The organism is Pseudooceanicola sp. NS-SX9, from assembly GCF_057380705.1.
This window is the reverse complement of the sequence record NZ_CM170818.1, coordinates 486,979-502,455: the sequence shown is the minus strand read 5'-3', so window position 1 is coordinate 502,455 and position 15,477 is coordinate 486,979. Positions and strand designations below refer to the sequence as shown.

The 15,477-nt window shown below is 67.4% G+C and carries 15 protein-coding genes and 1 tRNA gene; 2 read left to right on the top strand and 14 right to left on the bottom strand.

Going from position 1 to position 15,477, the window contains the following annotated elements; all coding sequences use genetic code 11:
• The first annotated feature begins 1 nt into the window (after nucleotide 1).
• Entirely contained in the window at nucleotides 2-571 is a 570-nt protein-coding gene (locus AC2ITM_RS02430; RefSeq protein ID WP_486468250.1) for a PqiC family protein, read from the top strand.
• Between the two features lie 4 nt (nucleotides 572-575).
• On the opposite strand, the gene AC2ITM_RS02425 is transcribed toward AC2ITM_RS02430, so the two are convergent.
• The 4 genes from AC2ITM_RS02425 to AC2ITM_RS02410 form a co-directional block, all read right to left on the bottom strand.
• Nucleotides 576-773, bottom strand: a complete 198-nt coding sequence (locus AC2ITM_RS02425) for a helix-turn-helix transcriptional regulator (protein ID WP_486468249.1) — start codon at nucleotides 771-773, stop codon at nucleotides 576-578.
• The gene (locus AC2ITM_RS02420; RefSeq protein WP_486468248.1) at nucleotides 770-1,144 is read right to left on the bottom strand and encodes a hypothetical protein; all 375 of its coding nucleotides are present in this window, start codon (nucleotides 1,142-1,144) and stop codon (nucleotides 770-772) included. The genes AC2ITM_RS02425 and AC2ITM_RS02420 overlap by 4 nt, the downstream gene beginning before the upstream one ends.
• A 73-nt stretch (nucleotides 1,145-1,217) precedes the next feature.
• Nucleotides 1,218-4,127, bottom strand: a complete 2,910-nt coding sequence (locus AC2ITM_RS02415) for an error-prone DNA polymerase (protein ID WP_486468247.1) — start codon at nucleotides 4,125-4,127, stop codon at nucleotides 1,218-1,220.
• 190 nt (nucleotides 4,128-4,317) lie between these two features.
• Nucleotides 4,318-5,724: an FAD-binding oxidoreductase gene (locus tag AC2ITM_RS02410; RefSeq protein WP_486468246.1), complete on the bottom strand. Its 1,407-nt coding sequence runs from the start codon at nucleotides 5,722-5,724 to the stop codon at nucleotides 4,318-4,320.
• 134 nt (nucleotides 5,725-5,858) lie between these two features.
• Between AC2ITM_RS02410 and AC2ITM_RS02405 the strand changes: the two genes are divergently transcribed.
• Nucleotides 5,859-5,935, top strand: a tRNA-Met gene (locus AC2ITM_RS02405).
• A 101-nt stretch (nucleotides 5,936-6,036) separates the two neighbouring features.
• On the opposite strand, the gene AC2ITM_RS02400 is transcribed toward AC2ITM_RS02405, so the two are convergent.
• The 10 genes from AC2ITM_RS02400 to mhpA form a co-directional block, all read right to left on the bottom strand.
• On the bottom strand, nucleotides 6,037-6,684 hold the full coding sequence (locus tag AC2ITM_RS02400; RefSeq protein ID WP_486468245.1) for a hypothetical protein: 648 nt from the start codon (nucleotides 6,682-6,684) through the stop codon (nucleotides 6,037-6,039).
• 119 nt (nucleotides 6,685-6,803) lie between these two features.
• Complete coding sequence (locus tag AC2ITM_RS02395) at nucleotides 6,804-7,136, bottom strand: hypothetical protein (RefSeq protein ID WP_486468244.1); 333 nt, start codon at nucleotides 7,134-7,136, stop codon at nucleotides 6,804-6,806.
• A gap of 51 nt (nucleotides 7,137-7,187) precedes the next feature.
• Entirely contained in the window at nucleotides 7,188-8,036 is an 849-nt protein-coding gene (locus tag AC2ITM_RS02390; protein WP_486468243.1) for a dioxygenase family protein, read from the bottom strand.
• Nucleotides 8,033-9,094, bottom strand: a complete 1,062-nt coding sequence (locus tag AC2ITM_RS02385) for a branched-chain amino acid ABC transporter permease (RefSeq protein ID WP_486468242.1) — start codon at nucleotides 9,092-9,094, stop codon at nucleotides 8,033-8,035. Before AC2ITM_RS02385 ends, AC2ITM_RS02390 begins: the two co-directional genes overlap by 4 nt.
• Nucleotides 9,095-9,106: 12 nt before the next feature.
• Complete coding sequence (locus AC2ITM_RS02380; RefSeq protein ID WP_486468241.1) at nucleotides 9,107-9,967, bottom strand: branched-chain amino acid ABC transporter permease; 861 nt, start codon at nucleotides 9,965-9,967, stop codon at nucleotides 9,107-9,109.
• Nucleotides 9,964-10,677, bottom strand: coding sequence for an ABC transporter ATP-binding protein (locus tag AC2ITM_RS02375; protein WP_486468240.1), 714 nt, complete (start codon nucleotides 10,675-10,677; stop codon nucleotides 9,964-9,966). Before AC2ITM_RS02375 ends, AC2ITM_RS02380 begins: the two co-directional genes overlap by 4 nt.
• Nucleotides 10,674-11,393 carry an ABC transporter ATP-binding protein gene (locus AC2ITM_RS02370; RefSeq protein WP_486468239.1) on the bottom strand — a complete coding sequence of 240 codons (720 nt, stop codon included), beginning with the start codon at nucleotides 11,391-11,393 and terminating at the stop codon, nucleotides 10,674-10,676. The genes AC2ITM_RS02375 and AC2ITM_RS02370 overlap by 4 nt, the downstream gene beginning before the upstream one ends.
• Before the next feature lie 65 nt (nucleotides 11,394-11,458).
• The gene (locus AC2ITM_RS02365; RefSeq protein WP_486468238.1) at nucleotides 11,459-12,727 is read right to left on the bottom strand and encodes an ABC transporter substrate-binding protein; all 1,269 of its coding nucleotides are present in this window, start codon (nucleotides 12,725-12,727) and stop codon (nucleotides 11,459-11,461) included.
• A gap of 31 nt (nucleotides 12,728-12,758) precedes the next feature.
• The gene (locus AC2ITM_RS02360; RefSeq protein ID WP_486469379.1) at nucleotides 12,759-13,817 is read right to left on the bottom strand and encodes a maleylacetate reductase; all 1,059 of its coding nucleotides are present in this window, start codon (nucleotides 13,815-13,817) and stop codon (nucleotides 12,759-12,761) included.
• Nucleotides 13,818-13,822: 5 nt separating this feature from the next.
• Nucleotides 13,823-15,469 carry a bifunctional 3-(3-hydroxy-phenyl)propionate/3-hydroxycinnamic acid hydroxylase MhpA gene (gene mhpA, locus AC2ITM_RS02355; RefSeq protein WP_486468237.1) on the bottom strand — a complete coding sequence of 549 codons (1,647 nt, stop codon included), beginning with the start codon at nucleotides 15,467-15,469 and terminating at the stop codon, nucleotides 13,823-13,825.
• Between the last annotated feature and the right edge of the window lie 8 nt (nucleotides 15,470-15,477).

Sequence of the window (15,477 nt, the reverse complement as noted above, 5' to 3'; positions counted from 1 at the left end):
GATGACCCATGCAAGGCTGACCTTCGCCCTTCCGCTTCTCGTGCTTCTGGGAGCCTGCTCGGGCAACGAGAACCTTTATACCGTGCCCGCCCCGCCGCCCGGGGCGCTGGCGCATCAGCGCATCGCCTTCGCCTCGGTCGAGCTGGCGCAGGTGTCGCTGCCCGATTACGCCGGCAGCGGCCAGATCTACCAGCGCCAGCAGGACGGCAGCCTGAAGGCCGACAAGTCCAAGCTGTGGGCCGATGATCCGGCGCGGGCGATGACGATGACGCTGGTGCGGAACCTGACGGGGATCACCGGGGCGCAGGTCGCGGCCTCGCCCTGGCCATTCCTGGACCGTGCCCAGGCGCGGGTCGAGGTCCGCATTGCCGACATGCTGACCGAGGGCGACGGCAGCTTCCACCTGTCGGGCCAGTATTTCGTGGCCCCCGACAGCGGGGCTGCGGGGCGTTCGGGGCTGTTCGACCTGACGGCACCGGTGGCGGGCGAAGGGGCGGCGGCGCTGGCGGCCGCCCGTGGTCAGGCCGTGGCCGAGCTGGCGCAGCTGATCGCGAAACAGGGCCTGCGCTGAGGGATCAGTCGGGATCCGGTTCGAAGACCTCTTCGATCCGGGTCCCGAACAGCGCCGCGATGCGGAAGGCCAGCGGCAGGCTGGGGTCGTAGCGGCCGCGTTCCAGCGCATTGATCGTCTGCCGCGACACCTGCAGCCGGCCTGCCAGATCCGCCTGCGACCACTGCCGTGCGGCGCGCAGTTCGGGGATGCGGTTCCTCATCTGTAGCGCCACTGCGCGATGATCTTGCCCAGCACCCACAGCCCCCCCATCACCGGCCAGACCGCGAACATGCTGAGCCGCGGAAAGCCCACGTTTTCCAGCAAACCGTAGCTGAAGGTCAGCAGGGCCGTGGCGCCATAGGCCAGGGCCAGGGCCTCCAGCGCGATGCGGCGCTGCATCTCGTCCAGCCGTGCAAGGTCGCGCAGCGTGACCCAGAAAATGCCGAGCGCAGGCAGCACCGGCAGCAGCGACACCGCGATGCGCCCCCCCGGATGGCCAATGCCGCCGCGCGCCAACAGCAGAAGCGACAGCACCAGAACCACCACATAGGCCGTCATCGCCAGGGCGATTTCGATCATCGAACGTCTCATTCCGTGCCTCCCCTGGAATCATGTAAAGCGTGCTTTACACTAGGGCCGGTCGGGGCGGCGTGTAAAGTGTGCTTTACATATCCCCGCGCCGCCAGCCCGGTGTCAGGATATGGCGCAGCAGCGCCACCGGATGCGCCTTCAGCGAGAACCGCATGGCGACGAAATCCTCGACCACATGTTCGCCCAGGGTCATCTCGGGCAGCAGGGCCTGGGGCTCGGTGATGCCCTCGCCCTCCAGATCGCGCGAGAACAGCGGCAGCGGATCGCCCGGGCGCAGCGCCTTCGCCTCCCACAGCGCCTCGCGGCGGCTCAGCCCGAGCGAGCCGAAGGCATCCGCCTCGGCCAGCCGCTCGATCAGCGGCGGCGGGGTGCCGGCGCGGCGCCAGACCTCCTCGACCGTCAGGTAGCCGTTGCCGCGGGCGCCGGAAATCCAGTGCGCCTCGTCGCGCGACAGCCCCTTGATCTGCCGGAAGCCCAGCCGCAGCGCCAGATTGCCGCCGCCGTCGCGCTCCATCACGTTGTCCCAGTAGGAGGCGTTGATGTCGATCGGCAGCACCGTGACGCCATGCTCGCGCGCATCGCGGATGATCTGCGCCGGGGCATAAAAGCCCATGGGCTGCGAATTCAGCAGCGCACAGGCATAGATGCCGGGATGGTGGCACTTGATCCAGGCGCTGGCATAGACCAGCAGCGCAAAGCTGGCGGCATGGCTTTCCGGGAAACCGTAAGAGCCGAACCCCTCGATCTGGGAAAAGCAGCGTTCGGCAAAGTCCATGTCATAGCCGTTCTTCGCCATGCCACGCAGGAAGCGGTCGCGGAAATCGCTGACATTGCCGTGTTTCTTGAAGGTGGCAAGCGAGCGGCGCAGGCGGTCGGCCTCGGTCGGGGTGAAACCCGCGCCGATGATGGCGATCTGCATCGCCTGCTCCTGGAAGAGCGGCACGCCCAGGGTCTTGCCCAGCACCTCGCCCAGGGCATCAGAGGGGAAGCTAACCTCTTCCTCGCGGTTGCGGCGGCGGATGTAGGGATGCACCATGTCGCCCTGGATCGGCCCGGGGCGGATGATCGCCACCTCGATCACCAGATCATAGAAGCGCCGCGGCCGCATCCGCGGCAAAAAGTTCATCTGCGCCCGGCTTTCCACCTGGAAGACGCCGATGCTGTCGGCGCGGCACAGCATGTCGTAGGTCCTGGGATCTTCGGCGGGAAGGCTGGCCAGGGTATAGTCCAGCCCCTCGTGCGCCTGCATCAGGTCGAAGGCGCGGCGCAGGCAGGACAACATGCCAAGCGCCAGGATATCGACCTTGAGGATGCCCAGCCGGTCGATGTCGTCCTTGTCCCAGCAGATGACGGTGCGGTCCTCCATGGCGGCGTTCTGCACCGGAACCAGCTCGTCCAGGCGCCCCTCGGTGATGATGAAGCCGCCGACATGCTGCGACAGGTGGCGGGGGAAGCCCTCGATTTCCGCCATCATCTGCAGCGCCAGGTTCAGGCGGCGGTTCAGGGGATCCAGGCCGATCTCGCGCAGCCGCTCGGGCGTCAGGCTGCCCGCGGTCGACTGCCCCCAAAGCTGCGACGACAGCGCCGCGATGACGTCCTGCGGCAGGCCCATGGCGGCGCCGACCTCGCGGATGGCGCGCTTGCCGCGATAGTGGATCACGGTGGCGCACAGGCCCGCCCGATGGCGCCCGTAGCGTTGGTAGATCCACTGGATCACCTCCTCGCGGCGCTCGTGTTCAAAGTCGATATCGATGTCGGGGGGCTCGTCCCGGGCCTCCGAGACGAAGCGTTCGAAGACCATGGTGCCGATCTCGGGGCTGACCGAGGTGACGCCCAGGCAGAAGCAGGTGACGGAATTGGCCGCCGAACCCCGCCCCTGGCACAGGATGTCGCGCGAACGGGCAAAGGCCACGATGTCGTTGACGGTCAGGAAGTAGGGTTCATAGCCCAGCTTGCCGATCAGCTCCAGCTCATGGGCCAGCAGGTCGCGGATCTTCTGCGGGGCGCCGGCGGGGTAGCGCCAGCGCAGTCCCTCATGGGCCAGCCGCGACAGGCGTTCGGCCGGGGTTTCGCCGGGGGAGACCTCGGAGGGGTATTCGTAGCGCAGTTCGCTCAGGCAGAAGTCGAGGCTGTCGGCGATCTGCCCGCTGGCGGCGACGGCCTCGGGGTAGTCGGCGAAGATGCGGTGAACTTCGGCGACGGGGCGCAGGCGGCGTTCGGCATTGATCTGCGCCTCGGGGCCCAGATCGTCCACCGTGGTTCCCAGCCGGATCGCCGAAAGCACATCCGCCATCCGCCGCCGCCGGGCATGATGCATGAGCGGGCGCAGGCTGGCGACCAGCGGCAGGCCAAGCGCCTGGCCCAACGCCGCGATGGCTGGCATCCGCAGGTGATCCTTGCCGTCGTAACCGGGACTGAGGACCAGGTGCATCTGCCCGCCAAGGCGGCGCGCCAACGGTCGGACCCGTGGCAGCCAGTCACCCGCGCCGCAGGGCACCGTCTGCGCCTGTGGCGGCTGCAGCAGAAGCGCCACGCCGTCCAGCACCCCCTCTTCCAGCAGATCCCCGATCTCCAGGTAGCATTCGCCCTTGGGCGCCCGCTGCTGCCCCTTCGACAGCAACCGGCAGAGCCGCCCCCAGGCGGCCCGATCCCGCGGCAGGGCCACGACCTCGGTCCCGCAGGTCAGCTGCAGCAGGCTGCCAGGCAGCAGGCGCGGCACCACCAGAGGCACACAGGGCGGCACATAGGCCGGCAAGGGCGGCCCGATGAAAGGGTGAAACAGGTCATGGGTGTCCCGCGCGGCCTGCTGAGCGGCGATCACCTGGGCCACGTCAAAGGCCCGCACGACCCCCGCAACCGAGTTCACATCGACGATCGCCAGCGCCGGCACCCCCAGCTCGACCGCCTCGCGCACGAAATCCTCCGGGTGCGAAGCACCGGTGAGGAAGGTGAAGCTCGATGAGACACAGAGTTCGGCATACATGGCGACTCCGCAGTATATTCATGTTTTGTTCCTTATTGGAGAGGCAAGAGGGGGCGCTGCCCCCGCCTCCTGCGGAGGCTCCCCCGGAGTATTTCCGGTCAGATGACAGGGAACCGGGGTTCTTCATCATCTGACCATAAATACTCCCGCCGGAGGCACCTGCCCTGTCCTCCGGCGGCTTCCGTGCCGGTCAGACCGGCGGCAGCAGCTTGCCCGGGTTCATGATGTTCTGCGGATCGAGCGCCGCCTTGATCGCCCGCATCGCCACCAGCGCCCCCGGATCCTTGCGCCGTGCCATGGTCGAGAGCTTGTGCACCCCGATGCCATGTTCGGCCGAGAAGGCGCCGCCGAAGGTTGCAACCACATCCTCGAGCGCTTCCGTCAGGTGGTCCTTGTGGACGGGATCGGCGTCAGAGGGGAAGACCGTGTAATGCACGTTGCCATCGCCGAGGTGCGCCACCACCGAGGTGCCCGCCTCCGGGTCAAGGCGCGCCAGCGTCGCGTCGGCCTGATCAAGGAAGGCCGCCACCCGGTCGATGGGAACCGCCACGTCGAGGATCATCCGGGGGGAGCGGGTGCCGGCGATCTCGCTGGCGGCTTCGCGCAGCGCCCACATCTGCGCCCGCTGCTGCCCCGAGCGGGCGATCTGGGCGTCGCGGATGCGGCCGGCCTCGAGCTGGTCGGCCAGAACCTGCTCGAGGTAGGTGACGATCGGCAGCGCGCCGTCGGGGCCCGGGGTGCAGTCGCGGGGCGCCAGGGCGCCGATTTCCAGCAGGATCACCACAGGGGGGTGGTCGGCGAAGGGACGGCGGGCCTCGGGACGCAGCTTCAGGTAATCCTCGACGAAGCTGTCGGGCATGTATTCGAAGGCCTCGACCGCGCCGCCGGTGGCCTGCTGGATCCCGTTCAGCAGATCGAGCGCGGGTGCCAGGTCATCCATCGCCACCAGCGCCGTCGCATAGGCGCCGGGTTTCGGGCGCAGCCGCAGCACCGCCGCGGTGATGATCCCCAGCGTCCCTTCGGACCCCACCAGCAGGTGGCGCAGGTCATAGCCCGAGTTGTTCTTGTGCAGGTCCTGCATCAGATCGACGATGGTGCCATCCGCCAGCACTGCCTCGATCCCCAGCACCAGGTCGCGGGTATTGCCGTAGCGCAGCACGTTCGAGCCCCCGGCATTGGTCGCCAGCGCGCCCCCGATCATCGCCGATCCCCGCGCGCCGAAGGTCAGCGGAAAGATCAGCCCCTCGGCCTCGGCGGCCTCGTGCAGGCGCGACAGGATCACCCCGGCCTCGACCACGGCGGAACGCGCGCCGGTGCGGATCTCGCGGATGCGGTTCATCCGTTCGAGCGAGACCACCAGCGATCCCGCCCCCTGCCCGCCGCCCGCAAGCCCGGTGCGCCCCGACAGCGCGATCACCGGCGTCGCGGTCTCCGAGGCCAGTTTCATCACCGCCGACACCTCCTGCACCGAGGCCGGACGCACCACCGCAAGGGGCATCACGGGGGGGCTGCCGCTCCAGTCCCGGCCATAGGGGACGGCCGCGTCCCCGGTCAGCACATGGGCCTCTCCGAGCAGATCCCTAAGACGATCCAGCATGGCATTTTCCCCTTCCGAAACAGGCGCTTTTCACCGCCCCGAGGAAGCAGGAACCGCCCGCGGGTGCAACCTCGAAAAAATCGAACTTTTTCTATTGACCCCCCCGGAGACCTACAGTATTCAGCCCCTCGTTCGGCGGAGTAGCTCAGTTGGTTAGAGCAGCGGAATCATAATCCGCGTGTCGGGGGTTCAAGTCCCTCCTCCGCTACCAACCCCTCCCTCGGGGGGCTGAACATGACCCGGCCGCAGCGTTCACCCGCTGCGGCCGTCGTCGTTTCGGGGCCCTGTGTTCGCGGGTCGGAGGGCGCCGGATCACAGGATCCAGCGCAGCCCCACGCCCAGGATGTTCGACCCCGTCTTCGAGGGCGAAATCAGCCCGTAGATCCCCGAACGGTGGTGCAGCCGCGCAAAGACCGCCCAGTGGCCATCGCGGTCGGGGCGATATTCGGCCTCGAATCCCATGTAGTACTGGAACTGGCGGGTGTCCTCGCCGCGCACCCCTTCGGAGCCGTATTCATAGGCCGGCGGCGACAGCGCGTAGGAAAAGCCGTTGGCCCAGCCCAGGCTGACCAGGCCGTTGTGGCCCACGGCCCAGCCCCGGCTGCGGGTCATCACCGCCAGCGTCAGCTCGGTATGGTCCTGCAGGCCGTGATGGGCATCGACGGTGCCTTCCAGTTCGAATCGCGCGTCGTGAAAGCCGATGCGGGTGCCGGGCAACACCAGATCCGCCGTCCCCACCTGACGCGACACGATCACCGAGGTCAGGTAGCTGTCGTCGAACGACAGCCGACCGGTCAGCGCATTATAGGGGAAAAGCGGCAGCCGGGTGGCGGCCCACTGGCCCTCGAACAGGCCGAAACGCCAGGTGTCGGCCTGCGCGCCCAGCGGCACCAGCAGCAAGGCCGCCGCGACCCCCACCCGCAAGGCCCTGAGAAATAAGGCGATGCGAAACAAGGCCATGAGAAATCTGGTCAATGTCGCCCCTCCGATCCTCTGTCCCGATCGGTTCACTATCCCCCCGGCCGCGGGGGCGCGTCAATTTGCAATGCCGCATGGCCGGGGGCAGGTCCGGGGCGGGCCTATTTCAGCGCGACATAGGTCAGCGGGTCCAGCACCGTCAGCCGGATCGCGGCCTGGATGTCGCAGGCGTGCACAATCACCGCGCGCATCTCTTCGGCGACGCCGCGCATCTTCTCGGGGGTGCGGTCGGTACGGCCAAGATAGCGGATCTCGGCGTTGATCTGCGGCTGGTCCGGCAGGCCGGCGACATAAAGGATCGCCATCTGTGCGGCCGAGATCGGCACATCCAGAAGGGCGCAGACCTTCGCCCGGAGATCGGGCAGCGCGGCGGCCAGTTTCGCGCGGGTGTCGGGGGCGATGCTGTCATCGCAATAAAGCGTCATCAGGGGCATGGGAGAGGTCCTTCAGGAAACGGCCCGCGGCATCCGCGGGCCGGGGGGGTGTCAGGCGTAGACCTTGGTCTTGACCATCACGAAATCGAAGGGGCAGTGCCATTCGGTGTCGCCGCGGATGTGTTCGAAGGGGGCAACCAGCGTCTTCTTGACGCCGAAGACAGTGTCGTCCTCGATATAGGGATCGTCGCCGACGAAGGTGTGGGTGACGATGGTCTTGTGGTCGGGCGCGGTGATCATGAAATGCATATGCGCCGGGCGGTAGGGATGGCGGCCAAGGTGCCCCAGCATCTGCCCCACCGGCCCGTCATCGGGGATCGGATAGCTGACCGGCTTGATGCCGGTGAAATGATAGGCGCCGTCCTTGCCGGTGATGAAGCGGCCCCGGTTGTTCCACCTGGGCTGGATGTCGGGCTGCTGCACATCATAGAAGCCGTCGGAATTGTCGGACCAGACATCGACGCAGGCGCCCTCGATCGGCTCGCCGTGCTCATCTATGACGCGACCTTCGTAAAGGCAGGTGTCGCCCTTGCCGTCGAGGCTGATGTTGGTGCCCATCTCTCGGATCGGGGCGTTGGCGACGTGGAAGGGGCCGAAGACGGTGTTCTCGGTCGCGCCCTCGGGGCGGCGGTTGTTGATCGCATCCACCAGCATCGAGAAACCCAGCGTGTCGGACAGCAGGATGAACTCCTGCCGTTCGGCCGAGCAGATCTGCCCGGTCCTGGTCAGGAACTCGATGCCATAGTCCCATTCCTCCTGGGTCAGCTCGACCTCCTTGGCGAAGGCGTGCAGATGCTTGACGAGGCTGGCCATGACCGCGCGCAGGCGGGGGTTGATGGCCTCGCCCATGCGGGCGTTGACCGCCTCGACCGAGCCTTCCTCGGTGAAATACTTGCTCATGTCGGTTCCTTTCTGAGGTGTGTCGCAGGGGCCGGTGCGGGGGCCGCGGGCGCGCTATGGCGCAGCGGGAACAGCTCCAGTCCGGTGCGGTCGGTGATCAGCCCCCACAATCCGCGCCGGGCGAACAGCATGGTGGCGATGCCGATCAGGCCCAGCACGATCAGGTAGGTCGTGCCGTAATCGGCCAGAAGGCGTTGCAGGGCATAGAAGAAGACCACGCCCAGCACGGGGCCCGGCAGGGTGCCGATGCCGCCGATGACGGTGATGAAGATCACGAAGGCGGTCCAGTCGACGACCGAGAACGCGGCCAGCGGCGTGACCCGGGTGATCTGCAGGAACATCAGCGCGCCGCAGATCCCGGTGCCGAAGGCGGTCAGCAGGAAGACCGCGGCCTTCAGCCGGACCGGATCCACCCCGACCGAGCGCGCCGCCTGGGCATTGTCGCGGATCGCCTGCAGCCCCAGCCCCATGCGCGAACGCAGGAACAGGTAGCCCGCGACCAGCGTCACCAGCGCCAGCGCCAGCGCCAGCCAGTAAGTGACCGCATCGGCGGCGGCGGCATTCGACAGGCCCAGCCAGTCCTTCACCTGCGCCACGCCCAGCATGTCCTTCGTGGTGCCCTTGGGCAGCGACGTGCCGGTGCCGCCGCCCAGCGCCTGCCACTGCGCCAGCGACAGCCGGACGATTTCCGCCACGACCCATGTGCCGATGGCGAAATAGGCGCCGTTCAGGCGGAAGGTGAAGAAGGCCATCGGGATCGCCAGCACCAGCGCGGCGACGCCGCCCAGCGCGATGGCCGCGACCGGGTCCATCCCCCACAGGATGACGCCTGCGAACATCGCATAGGCGCCCACCCCCACGAAGGCCTGCTGGCCCACCGACACCAGCCCGGCAAAGCCCGCCAGCATGTTCCAGTTCAGCGCCAGCACCAGCAGCGTCAGCACGCCGAACAGGTCCTGCACCAGCGCCCGCGTCCCGATCACCGGCACCAGCGCCAGCGCGATCACCGCAAGGCCCAGCAGGGCGCGGATGGGAAGGCTTGAGTTTTCCTTGGTCATGTCCCTGCCCCTTCAGTCATTGGCGCGCGGGAACAGGCCCCGCGGCCGCACCAGCAGCACCAGGACGAAGGCCACATGCCCCGCCAGGATCTGCCATTCGGGATTGACGGCGGCCCCCAGCGCCTGGGCCACGCCGATGACGATGCCCCCCGCCAGCGTCCCCCAGAGGGACCCCAGACCACCGATGATCACCGCCTCGAACGCATAGAGCAGCCGCGCCGGACCGATCGAGGGATCGAAATTGGCCCGGATCCCCAGATAGAGCGCCGCAATCGTCGCCACGACCATCGCGATGCCGGTGGCAATCGCGAAGATGTTGCGCGGCTGGATGCCCATCAGCCCCGCCGTCACCGCATCATCCGAGGTGGCGCGGAACGCCCGCCCCAGGGCCGTGCGGTAGAACAGCTGGTTCAGCCCGAAGATCACCGCCACCGCCGACACCAGCGTCATCAGCGGCATCACCCCCACGGTGGAAAACCCCAGGTTCAGCGAAGCGGCCTCGATCGGGCCGGCCGAGAGCTTTTGGCTGTTGGCCGAGAACCCTTCCAGCAGGCCGTTCTGGATGACCACCGACAGGCCGAAGGTGACCAGCAGCGGCGGCAGGATGTCGTCTCCCAGCACGCGGTTCAGCACATAGCCCTGCAGCAGCCAGCCGGCGGCGAACATCACCGGCATGGCCAGCAGCACCGCCACGAAGGGGTTCAGCCCGAAATGGCTGCACAGCATCAGGATCACGAAGGCCGCCAGCACGATCAGATCGCCATGGGCCAGGTTCACCAGCCGCATGATCCCGAACACCAGGCTGAGCCCGGCGGCGAAAAGGGCATAAAGGCCGCCCAGCAGGATGCCCTGCACGATGGTATCGACGATCATGCGCTCACTCCGAAATAGGCGTCGTGGATGGCCGCGCGCGACAGCGCGTCGGGGCGCCCCTCAAGGGTGATGCGGCCCTCCATCATGCAGGCCACGCGGTCAGCGACCGACAGGGCGCGGCCGATGTCCTGTTCGACCACGATCACCGCCGCGCCGCTTTCGCGAATGCGGGGGAAGGCCGCGTAGATGTCGTTGATCACCACCGGCGCCAGGCCCAGGCTGATCTCGTCGCACAGCAGGACCTCGGGGTTCGACATCAGCGCCCGGCCGATGGCGACCATCTGCTGCTGCCCGCCCGACAGCGCCGTGCCGGGACTGCGGCGGCGCTCTTTCAGGATCGGGAACAGGTCGTAGATCCCCTCCAGCGTCCAGTAGCCGTTGCCGCGCCGCCTGTGCGCGCCGATCAGCAGGTTTTCCTCGACCGAGAGCGAGGGGAACAGGCGGCGCCCCTCGGGCACCATGGCGATGCCCAGTTCGATCACGTCCCAGGCCGGCAGGGCACCGATGGCGCGATCATGCAGGCGGATCTCTTCGGGCTTTTGCGTCAGAAGCCCGGTGAGCGAGCGCATCAGCGTCGTCTTGCCGGCGCCATTGGCCCCGATGATGGCCAGCGTTTCCCCGGCCTTCAGGGTCAGATCCACCCCGAACAGCGCCTGAAAGTCGCCATACCAGGCCTTCAGCCCATGGGTTTGCAGCAGCGCGCCGGTCATGCCTCGATCCCCAGATAGATTTCGCGCACGTCGGGCGATTGCATGACCTCTTCGGGGTCGCCGATCATCAGCATCCGGCCGAAGTTCAGCACCATCAGCCGTTCCACCACCGAGGTCAGCGCATGAAGCACATGTTCGATCCAGATGATCGCCGTGCCCTCGGCATGGATGGCGCGGATGGTGGTGACCAGCGCGTGGCACTCGGCCTCGGTCAGGCCGCCGGCGATCTCGTCCAGCAGGATCAGCCGGGGCGAGGTCGCCATGGCGCGCGCCAGTTCCAGCCGCTTGCGCTGCAGCAGCGTCAGCCCCCCCGAGGGCCGGTCGGCCAGATCCGCCAGCCCGGTGCGCCCCAGGATGTCCATGCAGAAGGCGCCGGGGTTGCCCTGGTGATGGCCGCCGCCGAACTGCGCGGCAACCAGCAGGTTTTCATAGACCGACAGATGGGTGAAGGGCTGCGGGATCTGGAAGGACCGGCCAATCCCCATCCCCACCCGTGTCATCGGCGGCACCCGGGTCACGTCCCTGCCATCAAAGACGATGGTGCCTTCGTTGGGCAGGATGTTCCCGGTGATCAGGTTGAAAAGGGTCGATTTCCCCGCGCCGTTCGGCCCGATGACGCCAAGCGCCTGACCGGGGTCCAGGGTGAAGCTGACGCCATCGGTCACCTTCAGCGCCCCGAAGGATTTCGACACGTTGGCCAGAGAGAGCAATGCCATTGCGATGTTCCTTTCGCGCCCGAATGCGGACAGGCCGAAGCCCGCCCGCCGTCCGGGAGGGGACCTCAGGCCAGCGCTTCCAGGGATCCGCCGGTGGGGATCTCGGGGGCGTTGGAGTTCTCGACGATGACCAGATCGAAGGACCCGTCATCCTGGCGCCGCCACTGGCCTCCGACCAGCGGCGTCTTGGCGACGTTCTTGCGGGCGAATTCGGGCAGGTTGTCCCGGCCCCAGGCGATCTTGCCGACCACGGTATCCAGACTGGTCGTGCCGATGGCCTGGGCCAGGGCATCGGCATCGGTGGGATCATCCGCGCGCTTCAGCGCATCGGCCGCGACCTCGAACAGGGCATGGGTAAAGCCCACCGGCTGGGTCCACTGGCGGCCCTTCGCCGCCTCGAAGCCCGCCGCCAGGTCCTTGCAGCTTTCGCCGGTCAGCGACGAGGCATAGGGGAATTCGGGCGCCCAGTAGACCTCGCACGACAGGTTGTGGCCCAGATCGCCCAGCTGCTGCACGCTTTCGGGGAACAGCAGCGCCTTGGCGATCGAGGCCACCTTGGGCGTAAAGCCCTGCTGACGCGCCTGGGTCCAGAAGGTGGTGAAATCGGGCGGGATCGGGATGCCGGTGAAAATCTCTGCCCCGGCGGCCTTGAAGGCATTGATCTGCGCCGAGAAATCATCCGTCAGGTTCTGATAGCGGCCGGTGTCGATCAGCTTGTAGCCCGCGTCCTGCGCAGGGCCCGGCATCCCCACCCCCGAGGCCCAGGCATTGCCGTCGCCGTCATTGGGCCACAGCGCCCCCGCGACCTTGTTGGTGGGGATCGTGTCCCACATGTTCAGGAAGGTCGCGACATTGTCCTCGAGCCCCCAGAAGAAGTGGTAGACGTAATCGAAATCCTGCCAGCTTTTCGGGTCGTTCGGATTGCCCTGCTGGCCGATGAACCAGGGCTGCCAGGGCGCGACGGTGGAAATCACCGGGATTTCCTCGGATTCGGCGATGGTGCAGACCGGGTTGGTGGTTTCCGGGGTCGAGGCGACGCAGATCAGGTTCACCCCGTCGCGCACGATCAGTTCGCGGGCCACGTCGGCGGCGCGGTTCGGGTTCGACTGGCTGTCCTTGACGACCACCTCGACGTTCAGCCCCTCGGCGCGCGCGACCTTGAGGAACTTGGCGATCATGTAGTCGTCGGCCTCGGAAAAGGCCGACAGCGGCCCCGATTGCGGGCTGACGTAACCGATCCTGATGGCGCTGCCCTTGGCCAGCGCCGGCAGTCCCAAGGATCCCGCCGCCGTCGCGGCGAGACCTGTTTTCAGCAATTTGCGTCGTGTCAGCATCGTTGTCTCCTCCCTGATGCCTGGCCTTTTTCTAGTGCGGCGGCGCGCCCTCCCAAGCGCGCTGCAGCAAGGCGCGAACCGCGTCCCGTTCGACGGGGCGGGGGTTCCAGTATGGATTTCTGACCGCCAGATCCGCGGCGCGGTCCATGTCGGCCTCGGTGGTGCCCAGATCCTTCAGCGCCATGGGGGCGCCAAGCGCCTTGGCGAAATCCCAAAGGCCGCGCCCGATGTCGCCGCCGAACAGATCCGCCAGCGGCTGCATCGCGGCGCCCGCGGCGGGCGCGTTATAGGCCGCCGTATGGGGCAGCATGATGGAATGGGTCTCGGCATGGGGCAGGTCGAAACTGCCGCCCAGCGTGTGGCAAAGCTTGTGGTGCAGCGCCATGCCGACCACCCCCAGAACCGTGCCGCACAGCCACGATCCATAGAGCGCAGCCCCCCTTGCATCGACATCCCCCGGCGTCTTCACGATCACCGGCAGCGCGTCGCGCAGCGCCCGCACCCCCTCGACCGCCATCATCGAGGCGATCGGATTGCGGTCCTGCGCATAGACGCCCTCGACCGCATGGGCCATGGCGTTCAGCCCGGACGTGACCGACATGCCCACCGGCAGGCCCAGCGTCAGCTTCGGGTCGTAGATCACCACCTCGGGCAGGATCGAGGCACCCTTGACGGTGGTCTTCACGCCGTCCTCGGTCTGGCCCAGGATCGGCGTCACCTCGGAGCCCGCATAGGTGGTGGCGACGACGATCTGCGGGCAGTCGTTGCGATAGGCGATGGCCTTGCCCAGCCCGATGGTCGAGCCGCCGCCAAGCGCCACGACGCAATCCGCCCCCGTCTGCGCATAGACCTCCATCGCCGCGTTGGTGACGGCGACGGGGGTGTGCATGGTAGCATTGGCATAGACGCCCGCCGCCGCATCGCCCAGGGATGCCGCCAGTGCCTCGGCATCGGCCTTCTGGAAGGGGGTCGACAGGATCAGGGCCTTCCTGCCCCCCTGCCCCGCGATTTCCGCCGCGACGCGCGTCAGGCTTCCCGGCCCGAAGATCACCCGGGCCGGGTTCAGTGTGCAGGTAAAATCCGCAATCATCGTCGTCACTCGGCCGCCATTTCCGGGGCGGGCATCAGGTCGAGCGCGACCATCACCTTGTCGAAGCGGCTGCGCAGCTCTTCCGGGGTTCTGGCGGTCAGGGCGACGTAGAAGTCCGGGCGGATCAGCACATATTGTGCGTCGATGCCTTCCAGCCACTGCTTGTAGGTGCCCTCGGCGTCGATCACCGGCGCATCCGATCCCTGCGGACCGATCCGGGTGGCAAAGCCCTCCAGCGTCGCCAGCTGGCCGCGCTGGCTGTAGGTCAGCGCCGCAAGGGGATCGGTGCCATAGCCCACCAGCACCCAGCCCTGCCCCACGGCCTGATCGAAGCGGTCACGCTTGCCGTTGGCCTCGACCACGCCCTGCACCGACAGTTCGCCCGCATGGGCCGAGGCATCGCACCACACGCCCTTGCCCAGATGGCAGACATCGGTCGGCACCGGGGTTTCGCCACGGGCGGCCAGATCGGCGATCATCGCGGCATCGCGGGTTTCGGCCAGGGCATCATCGGCGACGCAGATGATCTCTCCCAGCTCCTGGCTGAAGGTGATGTAGTGCTTGGCGTGCTCGACGCGCTCGGTGGTGTAGCTGTCCAGCAGCCCCAGACCCGCCTTGCCCTCCAGGATGGCATTCAGGCGCCAGCCCATGGCGATGGCGTCACGGATGCCCGCGCACATGCCTTCGCCTGCGAAGGGCGGCATCAGGTGGGCGGCATCGCCCCCGATCACGCAGCGCCCCTTGTTCCATTCCTTGGCCCAGCGGGCCTGAAAGCGGTAGACGGCCGAACGTTCCAGTTCCGCATTGTCGGGGGTGATCCCCCAGGGTTCCAGCAGCTTCCAGGCGTTATCGGGGCGCGCCAGTTCCGCCGGATCCTCGCCCGGCAGGACCATGTATTCCCAGCGGCGGCGCGGGAAGCTGCCCGCGTGCGGCCCGGGGCCGCCGGGCACGATGGTGGTGGGGCGGGCCGGATCGCACAGCTGCCACTGGGCGGGCTCGTCGGGGCGGGTGGCGCAGTAGTCAAAGTTCGGGATCATGTCGAGGATCAGCCAGTCGAAGAAATAGCCGCGGTCCTCGTTCTGGATCCCGAGGGTGTTGCGCACGAAGGAATTGGCGCCATCGGTCCCGGCCAGGAACTTGGACCGGATGACGCGGGTGTCGCCATCGGGGCCATATTCCTCGGGGTTCTGCCTGAGGGTCAGGGTGACGCCCTCGGCGTCCTGCTCCATCGCGACGCCGTCCCAGCCGCGCAGGATGGTGACGGTTTCCAGCTTGGCCGCCATGTCGAGGAAGCGGTTCTCCAGCATCGGCTGGTTGAACCAGTAGCGCACCCGCCACCCCGAGGCCGACTGGCTTTGCCAATCGACGATCTGCAGGTTCTCGCGCTTGGCGTTCTGCCAGTAGTACAGTTCGTCATGGAAACTGACCGAGGGGTCGTTCTCGGAGTCCATGCCCAGCGTCGCCAGGATGCGCGCGATCTCGTGGTCATAGGTCACGGCGCGCGGCAGTTCGTAATGGGTCGTCCAGCGCTCGATCAGCGTCACGCGCTTGCCGCGCTGGCCCAGCAGGATCGCCAGCAGCGTGCCCACCGGGCCGGCGCCCAGGATGGCCACGTCACAGGACATGACGGATTGGTCCGCGGAAACGGTCATTCGGATTC

What these genes read in the sequence shown, in the direction of transcription:
- AC2ITM_RS02385 (WP_486468242.1), bottom strand. Translation starts at nt 9,094, where the DNA reads ATGACCAAGGAAAACTCAAGCCTTCCCATCCGCGCCCTGCTGGGCCTT.
- AC2ITM_RS02400 (WP_486468245.1), bottom strand. Translation starts at nt 6,684, where the DNA reads ATGGCCTTGTTTCGCATCGCCTTATTTCTCAGGGCCTTGCGGGTGGGG.
- AC2ITM_RS02380 (WP_486468241.1), bottom strand. Translation starts at nt 9,967, where the DNA reads ATGATCGTCGATACCATCGTGCAGGGCATCCTGCTGGGCGGCCTTTAT.
- AC2ITM_RS02430 (WP_486468250.1), top strand. Translation starts at nt 2, where the DNA reads ATGACCCATGCAAGGCTGACCTTCGCCCTTCCGCTTCTCGTGCTTCTG.
- AC2ITM_RS02415 (WP_486468247.1), bottom strand. Translation starts at nt 4,127, where the DNA reads ATGTATGCCGAACTCTGTGTCTCATCGAGCTTCACCTTCCTCACCGGT.
- AC2ITM_RS02420 (WP_486468248.1), bottom strand. Translation starts at nt 1,144, where the DNA reads ATGAGACGTTCGATGATCGAAATCGCCCTGGCGATGACGGCCTATGTG.
- AC2ITM_RS02365 (WP_486468238.1), bottom strand. Translation starts at nt 12,727, where the DNA reads ATGCTGACACGACGCAAATTGCTGAAAACAGGTCTCGCCGCGACGGCG.
- AC2ITM_RS02375 (WP_486468240.1), bottom strand. Translation starts at nt 10,677, where the DNA reads ATGACCGGCGCGCTGCTGCAAACCCATGGGCTGAAGGCCTGGTATGGC.
- AC2ITM_RS02360 (WP_486469379.1), bottom strand. Translation starts at nt 13,817, where the DNA reads ATGATTGCGGATTTTACCTGCACACTGAACCCGGCCCGGGTGATCTTC.
- AC2ITM_RS02370 (WP_486468239.1), bottom strand. Translation starts at nt 11,393, where the DNA reads ATGGCATTGCTCTCTCTGGCCAACGTGTCGAAATCCTTCGGGGCGCTG.
- AC2ITM_RS02410 (WP_486468246.1), bottom strand. Translation starts at nt 5,724, where the DNA reads ATGCTGGATCGTCTTAGGGATCTGCTCGGAGAGGCCCATGTGCTGACC.
- AC2ITM_RS02425 (WP_486468249.1), bottom strand. Translation starts at nt 773, where the DNA reads ATGAGGAACCGCATCCCCGAACTGCGCGCCGCACGGCAGTGGTCGCAG.
- mhpA (WP_486468237.1), bottom strand. Translation starts at nt 15,469, where the DNA reads ATGACCGTTTCCGCGGACCAATCCGTCATGTCCTGTGACGTGGCCATC.
- AC2ITM_RS02390 (WP_486468243.1), bottom strand. Translation starts at nt 8,036, where the DNA reads ATGAGCAAGTATTTCACCGAGGAAGGCTCGGTCGAGGCGGTCAACGCC.
- AC2ITM_RS02395 (WP_486468244.1), bottom strand. Translation starts at nt 7,136, where the DNA reads ATGCCCCTGATGACGCTTTATTGCGATGACAGCATCGCCCCCGACACC.